Annotated in this window: 18 protein-coding genes; 5 read left to right on the forward strand and 13 right to left on the reverse strand. The window is 70.5% G+C overall.

Annotated elements, in window-relative coordinates; genetic code table 11:
* Nucleotides 1–2: 2 nt before the first annotated feature.
* From OG841_RS10985 to OG841_RS10995, 3 genes are read right to left on the reverse strand one after another with little or no spacing between them, the layout of a single operon-like run.
* Complete coding sequence (locus tag OG841_RS10985) at nt 3–1,022, reverse strand: ketopantoate reductase family protein (RefSeq protein ID WP_328641586.1); 1,020 nt, start codon at nt 1,020–1,022, stop codon at nt 3–5.
* Between the two features lie 45 nt (nt 1,023–1,067).
* Entirely contained in the window at nt 1,068–1,433 is a 366-nt protein-coding gene (locus OG841_RS10990; protein ID WP_328641585.1) for a nuclear transport factor 2 family protein, read from the reverse strand.
* Nucleotides 1,426–1,974 carry a DUF1697 domain-containing protein gene (locus OG841_RS10995; RefSeq protein WP_328641584.1) on the reverse strand — a complete coding sequence of 183 codons (549 nt, stop codon included), beginning with the start codon at nt 1,972–1,974 and terminating at the stop codon, nt 1,426–1,428. The genes OG841_RS10990 and OG841_RS10995 overlap by 8 nt, the downstream gene beginning before the upstream one ends.
* Nucleotides 1,975–2,208: 234 nt before the next feature.
* Between OG841_RS10995 and OG841_RS11000 the strand changes: the two genes are divergently transcribed.
* Entirely contained in the window at nt 2,209–4,473 is a 2,265-nt protein-coding gene (locus OG841_RS11000; RefSeq protein WP_328641583.1) for an MMPL family transporter, read from the forward strand.
* A 73-nt stretch (nt 4,474–4,546) separates the two neighbouring features.
* Here the strand turns inward: OG841_RS11000 and mgt are convergent, their stop codons facing one another.
* The 5 genes from mgt to OG841_RS11025 all read right to left on the reverse strand — a co-directional run bounded on the left by mgt (nt 4,547) and on the right by OG841_RS11025 (nt 9,940).
* Nucleotides 4,547–5,740, reverse strand: coding sequence for a macrolide-inactivating glycosyltransferase (gene mgt / locus OG841_RS11005; RefSeq protein ID WP_371564670.1), 1,194 nt, complete (start codon nt 5,738–5,740; stop codon nt 4,547–4,549).
* A 125-nt stretch (nt 5,741–5,865) separates the two neighbouring features.
* Entirely contained in the window at nt 5,866–6,639 is a 774-nt protein-coding gene (erm, locus tag OG841_RS11010) for an ErmE/ErmH/ErmO/ErmR family 23S rRNA (adenine(2058)-N(6))-methyltransferase (protein WP_328641582.1), read from the reverse strand.
* Nucleotides 6,640–6,891: 252 nt separating this feature from the next.
* Complete coding sequence (locus OG841_RS11015; protein WP_328641581.1) at nt 6,892–8,166, reverse strand: ABC transporter substrate-binding protein; 1,275 nt, start codon at nt 8,164–8,166, stop codon at nt 6,892–6,894.
* Nucleotides 8,166–8,999: a carbohydrate ABC transporter permease gene (locus tag OG841_RS11020; protein ID WP_328641580.1), complete on the reverse strand. Its 834-nt coding sequence runs from the start codon at nt 8,997–8,999 to the stop codon at nt 8,166–8,168. The genes OG841_RS11015 and OG841_RS11020 overlap by 1 nt, the downstream gene beginning before the upstream one ends.
* On the reverse strand, nt 8,996–9,940 hold the full coding sequence (locus OG841_RS11025; RefSeq protein ID WP_328641579.1) for a carbohydrate ABC transporter permease: 945 nt from the start codon (nt 9,938–9,940) through the stop codon (nt 8,996–8,998). The genes OG841_RS11020 and OG841_RS11025 overlap by 4 nt, the downstream gene beginning before the upstream one ends.
* A 213-nt stretch (nt 9,941–10,153) precedes the next feature.
* On the opposite strand from OG841_RS11025, the gene OG841_RS11030 reads away from it, so the two are divergent.
* Nucleotides 10,154–11,005 carry a phosphotransferase enzyme family protein gene (locus OG841_RS11030; protein ID WP_328641578.1) on the forward strand — a complete coding sequence of 284 codons (852 nt, stop codon included), beginning with the start codon at nt 10,154–10,156 and terminating at the stop codon, nt 11,003–11,005.
* 9 nt (nt 11,006–11,014) lie between these two features.
* On the opposite strand, the gene OG841_RS11035 is transcribed toward OG841_RS11030, so the two are convergent.
* Nucleotides 11,015–11,920, reverse strand: coding sequence for a LysR family transcriptional regulator (locus OG841_RS11035; RefSeq protein ID WP_328641577.1), 906 nt, complete (start codon nt 11,918–11,920; stop codon nt 11,015–11,017).
* Between the two features lie 80 nt (nt 11,921–12,000).
* On the opposite strand from OG841_RS11035, the gene OG841_RS11040 reads away from it, so the two are divergent.
* Together OG841_RS11040 and OG841_RS11045 are read left to right on the forward strand one after the other, a co-directional pair.
* Nucleotides 12,001–12,966, forward strand: a complete 966-nt coding sequence (locus tag OG841_RS11040) for a DMT family transporter (RefSeq protein WP_328641576.1) — start codon at nt 12,001–12,003, stop codon at nt 12,964–12,966.
* Nucleotides 12,927–13,433, forward strand: coding sequence for a YbaK/EbsC family protein (locus tag OG841_RS11045; protein ID WP_371564676.1), 507 nt, complete (start codon nt 12,927–12,929; stop codon nt 13,431–13,433). The genes OG841_RS11040 and OG841_RS11045 overlap by 40 nt, the downstream gene beginning before the upstream one ends.
* Nucleotides 13,434–13,440: 7 nt before the next feature.
* On the opposite strand, the gene OG841_RS11050 is transcribed toward OG841_RS11045, so the two are convergent.
* The 4 genes from OG841_RS11050 to OG841_RS11065 form a co-directional block, all read right to left on the reverse strand.
* Complete coding sequence (locus OG841_RS11050) at nt 13,441–14,163, reverse strand: 3'-5' exonuclease (RefSeq protein WP_328641574.1); 723 nt, start codon at nt 14,161–14,163, stop codon at nt 13,441–13,443.
* A 153-nt stretch (nt 14,164–14,316) separates the two neighbouring features.
* Nucleotides 14,317–15,603 (reverse strand): SAV2148 family HEPN domain-containing protein, encoded by a 1,287-nt coding sequence (locus tag OG841_RS11055; protein WP_328641573.1) that lies wholly within the window; start codon nt 15,601–15,603, stop codon nt 14,317–14,319.
* Between the two features lie 72 nt (nt 15,604–15,675).
* Nucleotides 15,676–16,995 carry a copper amine oxidase gene (locus tag OG841_RS11060; RefSeq protein ID WP_328641572.1) on the reverse strand — a complete coding sequence of 440 codons (1,320 nt, stop codon included), beginning with the start codon at nt 16,993–16,995 and terminating at the stop codon, nt 15,676–15,678.
* A 58-nt stretch (nt 16,996–17,053) separates the two neighbouring features.
* Nucleotides 17,054–17,872: a Tat pathway signal sequence domain protein gene (locus OG841_RS11065; protein ID WP_328641571.1), complete on the reverse strand. Its 819-nt coding sequence runs from the start codon at nt 17,870–17,872 to the stop codon at nt 17,054–17,056.
* Between the two features lie 195 nt (nt 17,873–18,067).
* Here OG841_RS11065 and glgX point away from each other — a divergent pair, with 195 nt between their 5' ends.
* Entirely contained in the window at nt 18,068–20,194 is a 2,127-nt protein-coding gene (gene glgX, locus OG841_RS11070; protein ID WP_328641570.1) for a glycogen debranching protein GlgX, read from the forward strand.
* Nucleotides 20,195–20,398: the final 204 nt, after the last annotated feature.

Here is a 20,398-nt window from a genome sequence, read left to right on the forward strand (position 1 = left end):
CGTTACTCCTCGGCAGCCGCCACCGCCTCGTCGGCCAGCCGTGCCAACTCCCCCACCGGCAGCGACCCGGCTGCCCTGCGCTCGCGGGCGAAGGTGTTGGCCAGGCCCTGGAGAAGTTCGTTCAGCGGCGTCGGGACGCCGTGCCGTCGGCCCAGGAGGACGATCTCACCGTTGAGGTAGTCGGCCTCGATGGTGCCGGTGGCGCGGGCGAGGGACTGCCAGGAGGAGCCGCCGACCGGGACGCCGTCGAGCGGGACGGCGGTGACCTTGTCGCCGCGGGTCGTCCGCTGTTCCTCGACGCTCGCGTACGGGATCCCGGCCGCGTCGAGCGCCGCCTCGCCCTCGGCACGGACCCGCCGGCGCAGTGACCTGCTGTCCGCTCCGCCGTCGTCGGGGCCGCTCAGAGCCATCAGGGCGTTGCCGAGGTTGGTCAGCAGTTTGGCGTACTGCCACCGCGTCACGTCCGCCACGACCGGCGCCTCGAACCTGGACTTCTCCAGGTCGGCGGCGATCCGGTGCAGGATCTCGTCGGTGCCGTGCGGGTAACGGCCGAGGTGCAGCATCCCGGTGAGCGGGGCGCAGGCGGCGCTGACGACACCGGGTTCCACGAAGCTCGCCGGCAGCCAGACGCAGACGCCGTACACCTGCCGGAATCGCCGCAGGGCCACGCGCTGCCCCTCCACGCCGTTCTGCGCACACAGCAGCGGCAGCCGCTCGGCAGCCGTGCCGCCGCCCTCGACCGGGGCCGGGCCCCACGCGTTCAGGGCGCCTTCCGTGTCCTGGGTCTTCACGGCGAGGACGAGTACGTCGTCGGCGCGCAGTACGCCGAGTCCGGCCGGCCCCTCCACGACCGGGAGCCGGTACGTGAACTCGCCCTCCGGCACCCTCAGTCGCAGCCCGCTGTCCCTGAGCGCCGCGTACTGCTTGCCCCGCGCGACCAGAACGACCTCGTGCCCGGCCCCCGCGAGCCGTCCGCCGACGGCCCCGCCGACCGCCCCTGCCCCGATGATGATGTAGCGCATGGGAGGAGCCTCGCACAGGGGTGTCGACGCTGTGCGCCCGGCGGGTCATCCTGCGAACGGCGTCGCCTGGTGGAAGTACAGCAGCCACCCGCTCGGCGTGCGCCGCCACAGTGAACTGCGGTGTGCCCGGCCGCCGTTGTGCTCCGTGTCGAAGGTGAGATGAACGACGTCGGGCGCGAGCCGGACCCCCTTCATCCCGGACGCGGCGATCGGCCCGGCCTCCTGATCCGAGGCCCCGGCGAGGGCGGCGATGATCGACAAGCGGTCCCAGCGCCGCCCGGACGCGCCGAACTCGTGGAACTCGGGGTGCAGCAGCGCGCCCACCAGCTCGGGCGAGGCGCGCACCTCGGGGACCAGGAGCCGCAACTCGCCCTGGACGGCGGCCTCCACGGCGGAATCGCGGTCAGGCACCGGTCATCTCCACCAGCTTGACGACGGTGTTCCAGTTGCGGCTGGTGGCGATCACGCCCTTGTTCAGCCTCGGCTTGGACAGGTGCTCGGCGAGCTTGGAGCGGCCGAGGCCGTCCGGGGCGTACAGGTACAGGGCGCGGTCGCCGAGGCGGAACTCCTCGGGGAGGTAGGCGGCCTGGTCGATCTCCGCGAAGCGGTCCGCGTCGACGGGCGCGGAGAAGTAGGTGACGTGGAGCTGTTTGGCCTCCAGCTCGGCGGCCGGGAAGGGGCAGGCCTCGGCGATGGCCTTCAGGTAGGCGTGGTCGCGGACGATCACGTCGACCGCGAAGCCGAACCGCTTCTCGATCGCGCCCGCGAGCTCGGCGGCCAGGGTCTCCTCGTCGCCGTGGTCGGCGGTGAACACGGCCTGTCCGCTCTGGAGGTAGCTGCGTACACCACCATGCCCGAGGTCTTCCATCAGGGTGCGCAGGTCGGCCATGGGGACCTTCCTGCTGCCTCCGACGTTGATTCCGCGCAGCAGCGCCGCATACGTGGTCGTCATGCGCACACCCTAGGACGGCCTTCGCGCGTACCCCGATCATCGCCCCGCACAAGGGCCGTTAGATGTAAGGGTCACGGTCCTCCCCAGTGCGGAGGGCGCGCGGTCCCTTGGGAGGAGCCGGTGCCCGGCGGACCTCACCGGGCAGCACGACGAGATGGCCTTATCCGGCCCATACCTTCGAAACGAAAGGTGGCGGCAGGGGGCTGCCACCGCTCTCGAGGGGGCAAGCCCGTCATGGGGAACGGAGACACAAGGGTGCGGGGCCTGGCCGCCCGGGCCGGCGGCTGGAGCGCACGGCACCGATGGGCTGCCGTCGGTATCTGGGTGCTGTTCGTCGTTCTGGCGATGGGGCTCGGCTCGGCGGCGGGCCGGGTCGACGTCAAGGACAGCGACCAGCTGAAGGGGGAGACCCACACCGCCGCGAAGATCATCGAGGACGCCGGGATCGACGAGCCGGCCAGTGAGTCGGTGCTGATCCAGGCCAGGGACGCCGACGCCAAGGCGACCGACGCCGACTTCAGGGCCGCCGTCGCCGCGGTCGTGAAGGCGGTCGAGGGCACCGGCAAGGTCACCGACGTGACGTCGCCGTACGACACCAGGACGATCTCGAAGGACGGCCGCAGCGCGCTCGTGCAGTTCGACATGCGCGGCGAGGCGGACACCGCCGGGGACCGGGTCGAGCCGGTGCTGAAGGCCGTCGAGGGGGTGCAGAAGGAGCACGAGTCGCTGCGGATCGAGGAGATCGGCGGCGCCAGCATGATGAAGACGTTCTCCGACGCGTTCGGCGACGACTTCGAGAAGGCCGAGCTCTCCGCGGTACCGGTGGCGCTCGGCATCCTGCTCATCGCGTTCGGCGCCCTGGTCGCGGCCTTCCTGCCGGTGCTTCTGGCCGTGAGCGCCATCATGGCGACCATGGGGCTGATGGGCATCGTCAGCCATGTGATGCCCATGAGCGACACCGCCAACTCCGTGATGCTGCTGGTCGGTCTGGCCGTGGGCGTCGACTACTGCCTGTTCTATCTGCGCCGTGAGCGCGAGGAGCGGCAGGCCGGGCGGGATCCGCAGACCGCTCTGCGGATCGCCGCCGCCACCAGCGGCCGCGCGATCATCGTCTCGGGTGTCACGGTGTGTGTGGCGATGGCGGGCATGCTGTTCACCGGGCTCGCCGAGTTCGAGGCGATGGGTCTGGCCTCGCTGATGGTCGTGGCGGTCGCCATGGTCGGTTCCGTGACCGTGCTGCCCGCGCTGCTCTCCCTGCTGGGCGAGCGGGTCGAGAAGGGCAAGATCCCCTTCCTGCACCCGGAGAGCCGGCTGCGTCGCAAGCGGGGCGGCAACCGGGAGAGCCGGTTCTGGACCGCCGTGCTCAAGGGCGTCCTCGCGAAGCCGGTCGTCTCGGTCGTGGTCGCGGCCGGCGCGCTGCTCGCCATCGCGGCGCCCGCGCTCGGCATGAAGACCCAGAACCTCACCCTGGACCAGCAGTTCGGCGACTCGCTGCCGATCGTGCAGACGTACAACCGGGTCAACGACGCCTTCCCGGGCGGCTCCGAGCCGGCCGAGGTGGTCGTGAAGGCGGCCGACATCAACGCCCCCGAAGTCACCTCCGCGCTGGCCGACTTCAAGGCGAAGGCGATCTCCTCGGGTGCCTCGCGCGGCCCGGTCGAGATCAAGCTGCACGACGCGCAGAACCTCGCCTTCGTGTACGTCCCGCTGGTGGGCGGCTCCGATCTCGACAAGGCCGGTCAGAGCCTGGACACGCTGCGCGACGAGGTGCGTCCGGCCACCCTCGGCAAGGTCGACGGAGTCGAGGCGCCGATCACCGGGCAGGTCGCCGGTTCCAAGGACTTCAACGACCAGCTGGCGGGAGCGGTCGTCCCGGTGTTCGCGTTCGTCGTGGTCTTCGCCTTCGTGCTGATGCTGCTGTCGTTCCGCTCGCTGACGGTCGCGATCACCTCGATCGTGCTCAACCTGCTGTCGGTGGGCGCCGCCTACGGCATCCTCGTCGCGGTCTTCCAGCACGGCTGGGGCGCGTCACTGGTGGGCGCGGAGGGCGTCGGCGCCATCATCACCTGGTTGCCGTTGTTCCTCTTCGTGATCCTGTTCGGCCTGTCGATGGACTACCACGTGTTCGTGGTCTCCCGGATCCGCGAGGCACGCCTGCGGGGCCGTACGACGAGGGACGCGATCCAGCACGGGGTGGTCACCACGGCCGGTGTCGTCACCAGCGCCGCCGTCATCATGGTCGCCGTGTTCGCGATCTTCGGGACGCTGTCCATGCAGTCCATGAAGCAGATGGGCGTGGGCCTCGCGGCCGCGGTGCTCATCGACGCGACGATCATCCGGGGCGTGCTGCTCCCGGCGGTGATGGCGCTCCTCGGCGAGCGCAACTGGTATCTGCCGAAGTGGCTGAACCGGCTGCCCGACCTCACCCACGACGAAGCCGCGGACGCCGTGGCGGCGCCTGCGGCACGGGACGACGAGGGTGAGCCCCTGAGGGTCTGAGCCTTCCTCGGTGAAGGCTGAACCCCCTTGTACTGAGGGCCCGTTGGTGACCGGGGTACCAACGGGCCCTCACTCATGCGGGCAGTGCCGCCTCGATGAGGTCGGCCGCCCTGCGGGTGCCGCCCTCCTGAGCCATCTCCGCCTGGATCTCCTTCAGTTTCCGGGCGACTTCGGGGTCGTCGACCAGCGCGAGGGCAGCCGCTTTCAGGGCCTCGGCGGTTGCCTCCTCGGTGTCGATCCGGCGGGCGACACCGAGGCCCTGGAGCATGTCCGCGTTGCCGAACTGATCCACGGCCTGCGGTACGGCGATCATCGGCGTGGCGGTCGCCAGTCCCTCCTGGCTCCCGCCCGCGCCGGCGTGCGTGACGAACAGGTCGGCCTGCTTGAGGATCGCCAACTGCGGTACCCAGGACCGTACTTCGACGTTGTCCGGCACGGTGCCGAGTTCGCCCGGGTCCACGTGCCTGCCGATCTGGAGCACGAGGTGCCAGCCGGGAAGGTCACCGAAGGCCCTGACGCACTCCTTGTAGAAAACGGGCCGCCGGGTGAACGAGGAGCCGAGCGAGACCAGCGCCACCTTCTCCGCCGCGGCCGGCCGCTGCCATTCCCCCTCGGCGCCGCGGTCGCCCTGACAGGCGCCGACGAAGGTGTACACGCTCTCGTCGACCCGGTCGGCGTTCGGCTGCAGGGCCTTGGGGATCAGCACGAGGGAGCGGTCGGGACGGCCGACGAAGGTGTCCGGGTGCATGGCGACCCCGTTCTCCTCCAGCCAGCTCTGGAACCGGGCGTAGTAGGCCTGCCCGCGCTCGGTCTTCTTCGGCTCGGCCCACATCGGCTCGGCGACCTCCTCCTCGTAGCCCCGCCAGGCGACGAGGTTCGGCGAGAGGGAGATCGCCGACACGCCCCAGCGGTGGGCGAGGATGCGGGCCGGGTAGGCGGTGATGTCGTGCAGGACGAGATCCGGTTCGTCACCGTCGTACGCCTCGACCTGCTGCGGCAGGGCCTGGATCGCGTCGGCGAGGAAGAGCTCCACGTGGTCGAGCAGCTCGGTGCCCCAGGCCGCCGGGTCGTCGTCGGGGCCCGGCAGAGTCGAGTTCCAGGACTTCACCTCGGCACCGGTCTCGGCGACCTTCTCGGCGAACAGGGGCGGGACGGCGTACGTGACCCGATGCCCGCGCGCCACGAGCTCGCGGATCACCTCGAGGCTGGGGTTCACATGACCGTGGGCGGCGATGGAGAACATGGCGATGTGCGAGCGAGTGGTCATGACGGGAAGGCTAGACGAGACGAAACGTCTCGTGCAACGTGTTTGGGGAGTTCGAGCGGTACGGCGTCCGTTGTCCGCGGCGCCACCGTGCCCGGTCGCGCAGTTCCCCGCGTTCCTGGGCCCGCTCACGGCGCCAGCACCTCGTACAGCCGCAGCCAGTGCACCGGCGCCACCTCGCCCACCAGCGACCTCCGGTCGAGCCCCGCGGAGCGGAACGCCGCGTCCACCCGCCGCCGTGGGTGGGCCCGGCACAGGGACGCGTGCAGCGACCCGCCGACTCCCGAGAAGCCGAGCTCGACCAGGTGCCGCCAGCCGTGCAGCGCCGCGGGCCCGAGCAAGGGTGTATGCCGGCGCCCGATCCGGAGGATCCCCGCGTCCACCCGTGGCGCGGGCCGGAAGCTGTGCCGACCGACACGGCCCACCAGCCGCCAGTCATGACGGGGCCAGCTCAGGACCGTCAGCTGGGTCCACCTCCCGTAGTCCCCGGTGCGTTTACGGGCGTACTCGAGCTGGGTGAGGAGTGTCGCGTCGGTGAGGGCGGGAGCCCGCAGACACCAGTCGACGATGTCCGCGGTCCGCGAGAAGGGCACGTTGCCGGCGACGGCGAACGGCGTGCGGGGCGGTCGGGCGACGAGGAAGTCCCCCTCGACCACCTGCACGTGTGGGGTGTCCGAGAAGCGCTCCCGGAGTACCGGAACGAGCCGCGAGTCGATCTCGTACGCGAGCAGCCGACGGCAGCGCGGGGCGAGCAACTCGGTCAACGCGCCCTTTCCCGCGCCGACTTCGAGCAGCAGCGGGGTCGGGCGAGGTACGGCGAGTCCGGCGAGGCGCGCGGCGGCACCGCGGTCGGTGAGGAAGTTCTGCGAGAGCACGCGGGAAACGCGGGTGGGGCGGCCCATGGCCAGTGGTCCTTGTCTTCCGTGACGGGAAACGGGCAGACGAAGGCCCCGACCGGAAGACTGGGGAAACAGAAGCGGGGACGCGCAGACGTCAGAGGGTGTCGCGCCCCGGGCCGGTCAGGGCTCCGGGGCCGCGGCGCATCCGGATGGAGTGCGTGCAGCCCCGGCCGAGACCGGAGATGTAGATCGCGTTGAAGGCTCCCACGGAGGGCACGCTAGGCGCGGGCCCTCGACGCCGACAACCGAATTACCTCAGCGCTGGTAGCGGGCCAGCACCAGGTTCCCGTCGTCCTCCAGACGTTTGCGCAGCTCATCGAGGCCGATCGCTCCGCTGTAGTACTCCTGGAAGGCGGGGGTGGCGACCTTGTCCTTCCACTCCGGGTAGCCGCGGACGGACTGCGCGGGCGCTGTGGTGAGGTGGGAGGCCAGGGCGGTGCCGGTGGCCCAGCCGTCCTTCGTGACATGGAGGGCCGGATCGGCGAGCGCCTGCGTCCCCGTGGGCAGCATCCAGTCCCCCAGCGCCAGCCGGACCATGTTCTTGGGCCGGAGCAGGAAGTCGATGAACTCGGCGGCTTCCTTCTTATGGGGGCTGTCCTCGGCGACGGACAGGGTCTGCGGGCTGACGCCCTGGGTGAGCCCGTCGGCGCCGGCCGGGGCCGGCAGCACCTGCCACTGGAAGCCCTTCGGCGCCTGCTGCGCGATCTGCTGACGGTAGGAGAACCCGAGCGGGACCATCGCGTACTTGCCGCCGAAGAAGCCGGGCAGGGTGTCGGAGCCGCCGCTGCCGAGTGTGGTGGGCGAGGCGCTGTGGTCGGTGTTCGCCTGGTCGTGGATCGTGCGGGGCACGGTCTCGTCGGCCTTCTCGAAGCGGATGGTGGCCTTTCCGTCGGCGCCCCGGTGGAAGAGCTGTCCGCCCGCCGACAGCGACAGGTTGAGGGTCGCGGAGACGGGCTCCTTGAGCGGCCAGGCCACGCCGTACGTGCCGTCTCCGCTGAGCCGCTCGGTGATCCGCCGGAACTCCGCCCAGCTCCATGGGCGTTCGGGGGTGGGGATCCGGACGCCGGACTCGTTCAGCCACTCGGCGTTGGCGATGAGGACACGGGGCTCCTGGAGGAAGGGCACGCCGTAGACCCCGTCACCGAAGGTGGCGGTCGCCCAACTCCGTTGGGGGATGTCCGACTTCAGCCGCTGCGGCAGCAGGTCCTTGAGATCCGCCAGGTAGCCGCCGTAGGCGAAGTCCGCGAGGTCGTCGGAGGCGTCATGGATGATGTCCGGCGCCTCACCGCCCTCGAAGGAGGTGAGCAGCTGGTCGTGGACGCTGTCCCAACTCCCCTGCACATACTCGACCTTCACGCCGGGATGAGTCGCGTTCCACTCCTTCACGAGTGCCTTGTTGGCCTCGACGGACTCCTCCTGCCAGGCGAGGGACTGGAAGCGGAGGGTGATGCGACCGTCCTCCGGTGCGCTCGTGCCGGTACACCCGGCCAGGAGCAGAAGGAGCACTCCTACGAACCATCGGGCGCGCATCAGCTCTTCACCGCCCCGGCCAACATGCCTCCCGTGATACGGCGTTGGATGATCGCGAAGATGATCAGCGAGGGAAGGGTGGCGAGGAAGGCGGCCGCCGCCAGTGGACCGAGGTCGGCGACGCCCTCGGCGCCGATGAAGTGGGTGAGGACGACCGGCAGGGTCTGTTTGTCGGAGGTCTTCAGCAGCACCAGCGCGAAGAAGAACTCGTTCCAGGCGGTGATGAACGCGAACAGTGCCGTCGCCACGATCCCCGGCGCGAGCAGCGGCGCCGTCACCGACACCAGGGTCCGCAGGCGCCCGGCTCCGTCGACGGCCGCCGCCTCCTCCAGTTCGGTCGGCACGGCGCGGACGTATCCGACGAGCATCCACAGCGCGAACGGCAGCGCCCACACGACGTACACCAGCACAAGGCCCACGAGGGAGTTGATCAGCCGGAGGTTCTTCAGCACCAGGAACAGCGGGATGATCACCAGCACGAGCGGGAAGGCCTGGCTGACCACCACCCAGCCCGTGGCGGCCTTCGCGAGCCAGGTGCGCCGGCGTGCCATGACGTACGCCAGCGGGGTCGCGATCAGTACGGCGATCACGGCGGCGGCGGATGCGGCGAGCAGGGAGTTTCCGGCGGCGCGCAGCAGGGGCTGTTCGTCGAAGGCCTGGCGGAAGTTGTCGAGGGTGGGGTCCCGTGGGATCCAGGTGGGGTGCAGACTGCCCAGTTCTCGCGGGGACTTGAAGGCGGTGGAGACCAGCCAGAGGAAGGGGAAGGCGAGGAAGACGAGATAGGCGAGGAGGGCGGCGTACTGGCCGACGCGTCCGGTGGTGCTGGTCCTCACGCCTGGTCACCTCCCGTGCGGTCCCTGAGCCGGCCCACCAGGAAGAGGGCGAGGAGGAGGGAGATCACCGCGACCATCACCAGGCCCATCGCGGCCGCGTAGCCGAACTGGCCGTAGCGGAAGGCCTCTTCGTAGGCGAAGAGCATGGGGAGCCGGGTGCGGCCGCCGGGTCCGCCGCTGGTCAGTACGTACACGAGGGCGAACGAGTTGAAGTTCCAGATGAAGTTGAGGGCGGTGATCGCGAGGGCGACCGGTCTGAGGGCGGGCCAGGTGACCGTACGGAACCTGCGCCAGGCGCCCGCGCCGTCCATCGCTGCCGCCTCGTGGAGTTCGCGCGGGGTGTTCTGGAGGCCGGCGAGCAGGGTGACCGTCGTCTGGGGCATCCCGGCCCAGACGCCGACGACGATCACGGCGGGCAGGGCGGTGGACAGGCCGCTGAGCCAGTCACGGCCGTCGCCGAGGCCCAGGGTTCGGAGGGTCTCGTTGAGGACGCCGGCGTCCGGGTTGTAGACCAGCCGCCACATGACACCGACGACCACCTCGGGCATGGCCCAGGGGATGATCGCGAGGGCGCGGGCGAGCCAGCGCAGTTTGAGGTCCTGGTCGAGCAGAAGGGCGAGGCCGAGCGCGAGCAGGAACTGCGGCACGGTCACGCCGACCGCCCACACCAGACCGATCCGGAACGACTCCCAGAACAGGGTGTCGTGCAGCAGATCCTGGAAGTTGAGGCCGCCGATCCACTGGGTGGCCCGGGTCCGGCCCGACTGGGCGTCGGTGAAGGCCAGCAGGATCCCGTACAGCAGGGGTCCCACGCTCAGCACCAGGATCGGGATCAGCGCCGGCAGCACCAGGAACCAGGCCCCGCGGTCGGGAGGCCGGCGGTCCCCCTCGGCGCGCGGTGCGCCCTGCGCCGACCGCTCCGTCGCGGTCACCAAGGTCACGTCATCGGCTCCTTCGCACGGTTCGTGACGTTCCGGCCCGCCTGGCCTGGGCCTCCGTCATGGTCGTGAAGGGGGTATGCGCCGTCAAGGCAGCGCGCACACGGGCCCACCTGTGGGAATGCGAGACTGGCCGGGCGATGGCGTGAACTCGACGCCGTTCGCGGTGGCAGGACACAGGCATGCGTGACGTGTCAGGACCGGGAGGGCCGGACGATGGACGAGACACTGGCGCGGGACGTACTGGCCGCGGCGGGGGTGCTGCCCGGGGCCCGGCTGCTCGCCCTGGGCGAGAACGCCGTGTTCGCCGCCGGTGACCTGGTCGTCAAGGTGGGCCGCGACGCCGAGCTCCTCGACCGGGCACGCCGTGAACTGGCCATCGCCGTGTGGCTCGCGGAGGCGGGGGTGCCCGCGGTGCGGGCGGCCGAGCCGGAGGCCCGGTTGGTGGAGGGGCATCCGGTGACCTTGTGGCACCGGATGCCCGACGCCGTACGGCCCGCCGAGCCACGGGATTTGGCCGAACTGCTACGGGTCGTGCACGCGCTGCCGAAACCGTCCTTCGACTTGCCGCCCCGTGAGCTGCTGGGTGGTGTGGAGCGGTGGCTGAGGCTTGCGGGGAACGCGATCGACCCCGCCGACGCGGCGTACCTCCGCGAGCGGCGGGACGGTTTCGCGGCGGCCGCGGCCGCGGTGACGCCTCGTCTGGAGCCGGGGCCGATCCATGGGGACGCGCTGCCCCGCAATGTGCACGTGGGGCCTGACGGGCCGGTTCTCGTCGATCTGGAGACCTTCTCCTCGGATCTGCGTGAGCATGATCTGGTGGTCATGGCGCTGTCCCGGGATCGGTACGGGCTGCCTGCCGAGGCCTATGACGCGTTCACCGCCGCGTACGGGTGGGACGTCCGGGAGTGGGAGGGGTGTTCGGTGCTGCGCGGGGCTCGGGAGACGGCCAGCTGTGCGTGGGTCGCGCAGCATGCGCCGTCGAATCCCAAGGCGCTGGGCGAGTTCGAGCGCAGGGTGGCTTCGCTGCGGGACGGTGATGACACGGTGCGGTGGTCTTCGTTCTGACCGGTGGGGTCAGTCATCTCCCCCTTGGACTGTGCGTGCCGCGCTCCTGAGCTCCGTCAGAACCGAGCGGACCGCCCGCCTCGCCGTCCTCTCGGGGCGGTACAGCGCGTCGATGTACCGTCTCGCCCGGACGCCGCTCAGGGGTCTGAGCGCCAACGCCGGATGGCGGCGCGTCGTCCAGCGGGGCATCAGTGCCAGGCCGCCACCCGCGGCCACCGCCTCCGCTGCCACCGCGAACTCGTTGATGCGGTGGGCCAGGTGGAGGCGGCGGCCCGCTGCCGCCGCGATCGCCTCGATGGTGGCCATGACCGGGAAACCGTCGTGGACGGTGATCCACGGCTCGTTGGCCACGTCGTCCGGGGTCACCCGGTCTTTGGCCGCCAGTGGGTGGTCGGCAGGCATGGCCACGTCCAGTGGTTCCCGCAGGAGGGTGGTGGCCGTGACCGTGGACGGCCAGGCGGGGGCATGGTCGAGACGGTGGGCCAGGACGATGTCGTACTCCCGGGTGAGGCGGGGGAAGTCCTCCTGCGGCACGTCCTTGTCGGCCAGCCTCGGCACGGGGGCGCCGGGGTGGGCGAGTGCGCGCAGCAGCAGGGGGAAGAAGGCCGCGCCGGCACTGTTGAAGGCCGCCACCGAGACCTCGCCCTCGGGCCGGTCCACGAACTCCTCGACCGTGTGCCGCGCGCGTGCCAGCGCCGTCTCCACCTCGATGGCCGCGCCCGCCAGGGCCTGCCCTGCGTCCGTGAGCACCAGCCGCCTGCCGTCGCGCTCGGTCAGCGGGACCCTGACCGAACGCTGCAGCAGCCGCAGTTGCTGTGAGATCGCCGACGGGGTCACCAGCATTGCCTCGGCGACCGCGGTGACGCTGCCCAGTTCGCCGAGCTCCCGCAGGATCCGCAGCTGTCGTTCGTCCATCACGACAGTGTAGGAGTACTAAAAGATCGTTTTAGAAAGTGGATCTGGGCTTCAGCGGGCTCCTGGTGGACCGTAGGGACATGTCCGACACCCGCCGTACCGACGCGGTACTCCTGCTGGTCGCGATCGTCTGGGGTTCGAGTTATCTCTCCGCCCAGACAGCGACGTCCGCTCTCCCCGTCCTGCTGGTGCTCTTCGCCCGCTACGCCCTGTCCGCGCTCGCCTGCCTGGGAGTGGTCGCCGCCCGCGGGCGAGGGCCGCGCGGGTGGACCCGTGAGGAGCTCCGGGCGGGGGTGCCCCTGGGCCTCACCCAGGCCGCCGTCCTCGTCGTCGAGACCTACGGCGTCGCCCACACCAGCGCCGCCAACGCCGGGCTCATCATCAGCCTGACCATCGTCCTCACCCCCCTTCTCGACCGCACCGGTCACCGGGGCGGTCTGCCGCCCGCCTTCTACGCCGCCGCCGGTGTGTCCGTCCTGGCCGTCGGGCTCCTCATGGCGGGCAACGGCTTCCACGCGCCCCGCCTCGGAGACCTGCTGATGCTCGGCGCCGCTGTCGTACGGGCCGGCCATATGGCGCTGGTCGGCCGGCTCACCGCGGGCCGGGCGATACGGCCGCTGCACCTCACGACCGTGCAGACCCTCGTCGGCACGGCCCTGTTCCTCGCCCCGGCCGCACGCGAGCTTCCGACGCTGGCCCACGCCGGCCCGGCCATCTGGGCGCAGCTGCTCTATCTCGCCCTGTTCTGCAGTGTGTTCGCCTTCCTCGCCCAGACCTGGGCGGTGCAGCGCACCTCGGCCAGCCGGGCCAGCCTGCTGCTCGGCACCGAACCGATCTGGGCCGCCGCGGTGGGAGTCGCCCTGGGTGGTGAGCCCTTCACCGTACTGACCGGGCTAGGCGCGGTCATGATGCTCACCGGCACCTACTGGGGTCAGTCCGTGGAACGCGCCCACCGCGCAACGACTCCGCCCCGCACCACAGTTCACCCCAGCGAAGAGGACACGCGATGCCCGGCGACGACGCCTACGACACCTACGACCGTCTGATCTCGCTGCTCGACGCCTCCTCCGTCGACTACACACTGATCGACCACGCGCCCGAGGGCACCACCGACGCCGTGTTCGCGCTGCGTGGACACCCCGCCTCCGAGGCCGCGAAGTGCATCGTCCTGCGGGTCAAGGTGGATCGCCGGACCACCCGGAGTGTCCTGGCGGTCGTCCCCGGGGACCGGCGCGTGGACCTGGACACGATCCTAGCGCTGTACGCCGCGCGCTATGTCGGGTTCAGCGATGCGGAGACCGCCGAGCGGCTGGCCCGCGCGATCCCCGGCACGGTGCTGCCGTTCAGCTTCGACCCCGAGCTGGAGGTCGTCGCCGATCCGGGCGTCGTGGCCCGACCCCGGCTGTACTTCAACGCCGCCCGGCTCGACCGGTCGCTGTGCATGTCGGGGGCCGACTACGCGCGGTCGGCGAAGCCGCGGGTGGAGCCCATCGCGGGTCCCGTGCCGGAGTGACGTTCTCTCAGACCGTCTCGTCGGCAGGCTCGCGCAGCGGCCAGGTGCCGTCGATCACCGCCGTGGCGTCGCCCTTGCGGCGCAGGAAACTCTGGAAGTCCGCCGCCCATTCCGCGTACCACTCGATCTGGCGGCGGTGCAGGTCCGCCGGGCCGAGGGCGGCGACCTTGGGGTGGCGCGCGGCTATCGCACAGGCGAGCCGGGCCGCGGCGAGGGCGTCGGCGGAGGCGTCGTGGGCGGCGTCGAGTGCGACCCCGTACTCCGTGCAGACCGCTTCGAGGTTGCGCTTGCCGCGCCGGTAGCGGTCCACCGAGCGGTCGATGGTGTACGGGTCGATGACCGGGGCCGGGTCGAGGCCGCCCAGGCGCTCGCGCAGGGACGGCAGGCCGTACCGGCGCAGTTCGGCGGAGAGCAGGCTCAGGTCGAAGGCGGCGTTGTACGCGACGACCGGGACGCCCGTCTTCCAGTAGGTCGCGAGGACGTCCGCGATGGCGTCGGCGACCTGGTCGGCGGGTCGGCCCTCGGCGGTCGCCCGTTCGTTGCTGATGCCGTGCACCGCCACGGCGTCCGCCGGGATCTGTACGCCCGGGTCCGCCAGCCACTCCCGGCGCCCCAGGGCCTGCCCGTCCCTGACCTCGATCACGGCTCCCGTGACGATGCGCGCCTCGCGCGGATCGGTGCCGGTGGTTTCCAGGTCGAAGCCGATCAGCAGCTCTCGGTGCCAGCCCATGGGCCGTCCCCCTTCTTGGTGGTGCTTTCCCCCAGTGGTCTCCACCTTCCCATGCGCCACTGACAATCAGAGGACCGCATTCCGCTTACGGGTCCGGACACTTCGGGAGGCCCGGACACTTCAGGCCCGGACACTTCAGAACACCGGAACACTTCAGGACACCGGCCGCGAATCCGCCCAGTTCGTCTCGAACTCCTCGCGGTAGGTGGGGAAGAGGCCGCTGTCGTCCACATCGCCCGGCTTGACCACGCGACGGCCGTTGCGCAGCACGAGGACCGGTGCCTCCATGCCTCTGGCCCGGCGCAGATAGGACTGCACGACCGCGATGCCGTCCGAGCCGTCGCCGTCCACGAGGTAGGCCGTGAAGCGCGGGGTCTCGTCGTAGACCTGGATCTCGAAGGCGCCCGGGTCGCGCAACCTCGACCGCACCCGGCGCATGTGCAGGATGTTCATCTCGACCGCGCGGCTCAACTCACCGCGCTTGATGCCGAGTTCCCGCTCGCGCCGCTTGACCGCGCTGGAGGCGGGGTTCAGGAACAGCAGCCGCACCCGGCAGCCGCCCTCGGCCAGACGGACCAGACGACGGCCGGAGAAGTTCTGCACGAGGAGGTTGAGGCCGATGCCGACGGCATCCAGGCGGCGGGCGCCGCCGAAGATGTCCTCGGCGGGGAACTGCCGCAGCAGCCGCACCCGGTCGGTGTGCACGGCGACCACGTCGGCGTACCGGTCGCCGACCAGGTCCTCGACCGCGTCGACGGGCAGCCGGCGGGCGGACGGCACGTCGCCGCCGGCGCCGAGTATCTCCAGCAGCTTGGCGGAGGCGCGCTCGGCCTGGCCGAGGACCGCCTCGGACAGGGCCCGGTTGCGGGAGACGACGTTGCGTGTCACCTCCAGCTCGTCCAGAGCCAGTTCGACATCGCGTCGGTCGTCGAAGTAGGGCTCGAAGCAGGGCCAGTGCTGCACCATCAACTCGCGCAACTGCGGCAGGGTGAGGAAGCTGAGGACGTTGTCGTCGGCCGGGTCGAGCAAGTAGCCCTTGCGGCGGCTGACTTCGCGCACGGCGACCGCGCGCTGCACCCACTCCTGCCCGGCGGGCCCGGCAGCGGCCACCACCCAGTCGTCGTGGCCGTGGACGGGTTCGTAGATGGGACGCAGAACAGCGGCCACCACGGCCCGCAGCCGCTGTTCGACGAGGTTCAGCCAGATGTAGGCCCGGCCGGCCCGCTGTGCGCGCGTGCGTACCTCGCGCCAGGCGTCGGCGTCCCAGTCCAGCTCCGGCCCGATGGTCGCTCCCGCGTCCATCGGCCGCGCCAGGGACACCGTGCCGGGCGGGGCGTCTGCGGAGTTCCCCTCGTGACCCTCGTCACCAGGGGGCAACTCCAGCCCTCCCGAGCCCACCCGCGCACCGCCTTCCGCTCCCCCGAGCACTCCCGGGGGCATGACCCCACCCAACGATCAAGGAAGGGTACTCCGGGAGCGGTCGGCGGTGCAGCCGGATGGACAGGGTCAATCTCAACTACCGGGCTCCCAGTGACCGTTCTGTCCGGCGAGCTCGGCGGGAGTGAGCGGATTCATAGCCGTGACGTCCCTGGGGGCGATGGAGAAACCCTGCCAGTGGACCGGCATGGGCTGCTGGTCCTCGTCCCGGGCGATGTGGTGGAAGCCCACGTTCATCCAGACCACCGGGTGGGTGAGGGTCTGGCCGTTGACCCACTTGTCGACGGACTCGCCCGCTCCGGCACCGCAGTTGCCGGTGTTGTTGCTGGCGAACTGCTCGCACGGGTTGTACTCGGTGAAGTACACGTCGTGCTTGGTGAAGGAGCGGGCCGGGTACTTGGTGCTGGGACCGGGGACGATCTCGTACGACCGCGGGTGCCAGTCCTTGTTCTTGCCGACCGCGCTGACCATGCGCCACCAGCGGTAGCTCTTGGCGTCGCCCGCGAGTTCCTTGGTGACCGGGGTGCGGGTGGTCTTCACGGTCGCCGTCTGCTGGCCCTGGGCGGCCGCGGTGACCGTGGAGTCGTACTGCTCGACCCGGTTCTTGGAGGAGCCGTCGAGGGCGAAGTCGAGGCGCCAGAAGGCGTTGTGGCTGTGGCTGGTGGCCTGGGCGCGGGGGCCCTTGCCGATGGGCCAGCCGCGGCCGTCCCCGGCGTCGTAGTCCTCGTAGGAGAGGCTGCCGGTCGCGCCGAGGTTCATGGTGATGGTGCCGTCGTCCTGGAAGCGCCACTCGGTCATGTACTCGTACCAGCCGACCTGGTTGACCGAGTAGACGAGCAGGTCCTTGCCCTGGGCCTGGTAGACCTTGTTCGCGCTGTCGCCCTGCATGCGGTAGGCGTGGCCGCGGGAGCGGGTGGTGGTGCACAGGCCGTTGACGTTCGGGTGGTCCGGGTCCCAGGAGTCCGGGACCTTGACGCTCTTGATGGTGCCGCCGGGGCACTCGCCCGGGTCCAGGTTCATCAGGCCCTGCGCGAAGCCGAAGCCCGTCAGGTCGTCGTACTCGACGCTTCCGTCGTCGTAGGGGACGTGGATCTGGCCGAGCCTGGCGCTGTTGAGGACCTTGATCGGCGCGGTCTCGCCCTTGGGCTGGTAGGAGATGTTCTCCAGGACGAGCCCGGCCTTGCTGTCGTAGCGCCAGCACATCCGCCACGTCGTGCCGCTGGAGAGCTTCTGCTCGATCTTGTAGGCGGTGCTGCACTCCGCGGCCGCCGCGGCGGCGGCCTTCGGCTGGGCGGCGGCCGGTCCCGCCCCGGTGGTGACACCGGCGGCCAGCGCGGCCACGGACACGCCGAGGGCCGCGTGCCTGCGCGCGCGGCTGATTCTGTTGACACGCATGAAGAAATGACTCCCTTGCGGAAGGAGCAGGTGGGAAAAGTGGACGGAGGGAGGCGGATCAGTTCTTGAGCTTGGCGACCTTGCGGGCGCTCAGATCGATCACGAAGGCCCTGGCGTCGATCCAGGGGCCGTTCTTCACCTTCGGGAACAGCCGCACGCAGCGGTGCTCGCCGCACTTGTCGAGCACGGCGGGCTGGCCGCCGGGAACCGCCCGGTACACGGCGCCGGTGAGCAGCAGCTGGTTCGGGTCGGTGAGTTCCTTGTCGGTGGCGTCCTTGTAGTCGGCCTTCAGGTCCGCGCCCAGCGGGTCGGCGATCAGAAGGCTCGCGGCCTCGGCGTACTCGGCGCTGCTCAGCGGCGGCTGGACGCCGTGCTGGGTGCCGGTCGCGACGACCTTGCCGGTGTCGAGGTCGACGGTCCTGGTGACGAGGGTGTCGTCCCGGTAGTCGTAGAGCGTCACGTCGGCGCGCCGGGGCGCGTCCGGGTCGTCCAGCTCGCCGGCTTTCGGGTCGGCGAGGTCGACGGTGAGCCGTTGCGGGCCGCGCTCGCCCTCGACGTCCTCACTGGCGTTGAGCAGCTGCCGGTTCACGGCGATCTGCTCGACCCGCTGGATCTCGTCGTCGGTGAGCGGGTCGCGGCCCTTGCCCTTCTCGCCCTCGGCGGCCGGCGCCTGCTCGACCACCCCGGGCGCGACAGCCCCGTCCGCGCCCTGTCCCGCCTGTGCAGCGGACTGTCCCGCGGCCGTCTTGCCGCCCCCCGTGTCGTCCGCCCCCGCCGTGCCGGGCAGCGTGATCCCGATCATTACGGCGGTCCCGGCAACCGCGACGGCCGCACCTGCCACCACCTTCCCGAGGTGGCGGTGCACTATCTTGCGCACATCTTCCCCCTACTCCCCGGGTATCTCCGGGAGTACGTGTCTGCCCCATTGGTTCGGCACAGGGCGATCCTGTGATCGCACTGTGCTCTGGTCGATCGGTAAGAGGGACGTAAGTCATAGGTGGTTCCATCACTTTCGGGGACACTCGGGGCCAAGGGGCCCCACGCGGCGCGGGACAGCTGAAAGAGTCGTTTCATGCAGGTCTGGCCTGGAGAGGCGTATCCACTCGGTGCCACGTACGACGGCGCCGGTACCAACTTCGCGGTCTTCACGGAGGCCGCGAACCGAGTAGAGCTGTGTCTGTTGCACGACGACGGCTCGGAAACGGCGGTGGAACTGCGCGAGAGCGACGCGTTCGTCCGGCATGCGTACCTGCCCGGCGTGATGCCCGGACAGCGCTACGGCTTTCGCGCTCACGGCCCGTACGCGCCCGAGCGCGGCCTGCGCTGCAACTCGTCGAAGCTGCTGCTCGACCCGTACGCGCGCGCGATCAGCGGTTCCATCCGCTGGGGCGAGGAGGTGTACGGCTATCACTTCGACTCGCCCGACAAGCGCAATGATCTCGACTCGGCGCCGCACACCATGACGTCGGTCGTGGTCAACCCGTACTTCGACTGGGGCGACGACCGGCGGCCCCGGATCGGGTACCACGAGACGGTGATCTACGAGGCGCACGTCAAGGGCCTCACCATGCGGCACCCGGGGCTGCCCGAGGAGCTGCGCGGCACCTACGCCGCCCTGGCGCATCCCGCGATCATCGAGCACCTGGTGGAGCTCGGCGTCACCACCCTGGAGCTGATGCCCGTCCACCAGTTCGTGAACGATCACCGCCTGGTCGACATGGGCCTGAACAATTACTGGGGCTACAACACGATCGGTTTCTTCGCCCCGCACAACGCGTACGCCTCCTGGGGCGACCGCGGCCAGCAGGTCCTGGAGTTCAAATCGGCGGTCAGGGCGCTGCACGAGGCCGGGATCGAGGTCATCCTGGATGTCGTCTACAACCACACCGCCGAGGGCAACCATCTGGGCCCGACGCTGTCCTTCAAGGGCCTCGACAACCCGCAGTACTACCGCCTGACCGATGACCAGCGGTACTACATGGACACCACGGGCACCGGGAACTCGCTGCTCATGAGGTCCCCGCACGTACTCCAGCTGATCATGGACTCGCTGCGGTACTGGGTCACCGAGATGCATGTCGACGGCTTCCGCTTCGACCTCGCGGCGACCCTGGCCCGGCAGTTCCACGAGGTGGACCGGCTGTCGTCGTTCTTCGACCTGGTGCAGCAGGACCCGGTGGTCTCCCAGGTGAAGCTGATCGCCGAACCGTGGGACGTCGGCGAGGGCGGCTACCAGGTGGGGAACTTCCCGCCGCTGTGGACCGAGTGGAACGGCAAGTACCGCGACACCGTGCGGGACCTGTGGCGGGGCGAGCCGCGCGCGCTCGCGGAGTTCGCGTCCCGGCTGACCGGGTCCTCCGACCTCTACCAGGACGACGGACGGCGTCCGCTGGCCTCCATCAACTTCGTGACCTGCCACGACGGGTTCACCCTGCACGACCTCGTCTCGTACAACGACAAGCACAACGAGGCCAACGGAGAGGACAACCGCGACGGCGAGAGCCACAACCGGTCCTGGAACTGCGGGGCGGAGGGCGAGACGAACGACCCCGCGGTGCGGGAGCTGCGCGCCCGGCAGATGCGCAACTTCATCGCCACGCTGATGCTGTCCCAGGGCGTCCCGATGATCAGCCACGGCGACGAGGTCGCGCGTACGCAGCGTGGCAACAACAACGCGTACTGCCAGGACAGCGAGCTGGCCTGGGTGGGATGGCCGGAATCCTCCGGCGAAACGGGGCTCGGCGCCGAGCTGCTGGCCTTCACGCGCGCGATGGTGTGGCTGCGCAAGGACCACCCGGTTTTCCGCCGTCGCCGCTTCTTCCACGGGCGGCCCGTGGAGGGCACCCACGACGAGCTGTCCGACATCGCCTGGTTCACGCCCGAGGGCAAGGAGATGACCCAGCGGGACTGGGACCACGCGCAGGCCTCGGCGCTGACGGCCTTCCTCAACGGCAACGCGATCTCCGAGCCGGGCCCCCGTGGAGAGCGGATCACCGACGACTCGTTCCTGCTGATGTTCAACGCCTCGCCCAAGGCGCTGGACTTCGTGGTGCCGGTCAACCACGGCCGGCAGTGGCAGGTCGTGGTCGACACCGGCCGCCCGGACGGGGTGCCGCCGGGCACGGGGGCGAAGGTGCAGGCCGGGGATCGGCTGACGCTGGTGGACCGCAGCATGACGGTGCTGCAACGGCCCGTCTAGCGGGGTGGTTCGTGTGCCGATCACCGGGTACGCGCGTGTAGGGAGCGTTTTCGGCGCGTCCGGGGTACGAGGTCGGACGCGCCGTTTGCGTGGGGACGGGACCGTACCGTCGTGCCGTTCTCGTCGGGACGGGACGGTCCCGTCGTGCCCCCGGTGTCACGTCGGGACCGTCCCGTTCCGACGTCCCGTGTCCCGCACACATGG

It is taken from the genome of Streptomyces canus (genome assembly GCF_041435015.1).
Lineage (GTDB): Bacteria > Actinomycetota > Actinomycetes > Streptomycetales > Streptomycetaceae > Streptomyces > Streptomyces canus_G.

Excerpts from the sequence above, each read along its gene's own strand:
- OG841_RS10985 (WP_328641586.1), bottom strand. The coding sequence starts at position 1,022 with ATGCGCTACATCATCATCGGGGCAGGGGCGGTCGGCGGGGCCGTCGGC.
- OG841_RS10995 (WP_328641584.1), bottom strand. The coding sequence starts at position 1,974 with ATGACGACCACGTATGCGGCGCTGCTGCGCGGAATCAACGTCGGAGGC.
- OG841_RS11000 (WP_328641583.1), top strand. The coding sequence starts at position 2,209 with ATGGGGAACGGAGACACAAGGGTGCGGGGCCTGGCCGCCCGGGCCGGC.
- mgt (WP_371564670.1), bottom strand. The coding sequence starts at position 5,740 with ATGACCACTCGCTCGCACATCGCCATGTTCTCCATCGCCGCCCACGGT.
- erm (WP_328641582.1), bottom strand. The coding sequence starts at position 6,639 with ATGGGCCGCCCCACCCGCGTTTCCCGCGTGCTCTCGCAGAACTTCCTC.
- OG841_RS11015 (WP_328641581.1), bottom strand. The coding sequence starts at position 8,166 with ATGCGCGCCCGATGGTTCGTAGGAGTGCTCCTTCTGCTCCTGGCCGGG.
- OG841_RS11030 (WP_328641578.1), top strand. The coding sequence starts at position 10,154 with ATGGACGAGACACTGGCGCGGGACGTACTGGCCGCGGCGGGGGTGCTG.
- OG841_RS11035 (WP_328641577.1), bottom strand. The coding sequence starts at position 11,920 with ATGGACGAACGACAGCTGCGGATCCTGCGGGAGCTCGGCGAACTGGGC.
- OG841_RS11040 (WP_328641576.1), top strand. The coding sequence starts at position 12,001 with ATGTCCGACACCCGCCGTACCGACGCGGTACTCCTGCTGGTCGCGATC.
- OG841_RS11045 (WP_371564676.1), top strand. The coding sequence starts at position 12,927 with ATGCCCGGCGACGACGCCTACGACACCTACGACCGTCTGATCTCGCTG.
- OG841_RS11050 (WP_328641574.1), bottom strand. The coding sequence starts at position 14,163 with ATGGGCTGGCACCGAGAGCTGCTGATCGGCTTCGACCTGGAAACCACC.
- OG841_RS11055 (WP_328641573.1), bottom strand. The coding sequence starts at position 15,603 with ATGCCCCCGGGAGTGCTCGGGGGAGCGGAAGGCGGTGCGCGGGTGGGC.
- OG841_RS11060 (WP_328641572.1), bottom strand. The coding sequence starts at position 16,995 with ATGCGTGTCAACAGAATCAGCCGCGCGCGCAGGCACGCGGCCCTCGGC.
- glgX (WP_328641570.1), top strand. The coding sequence starts at position 18,068 with ATGCAGGTCTGGCCTGGAGAGGCGTATCCACTCGGTGCCACGTACGAC.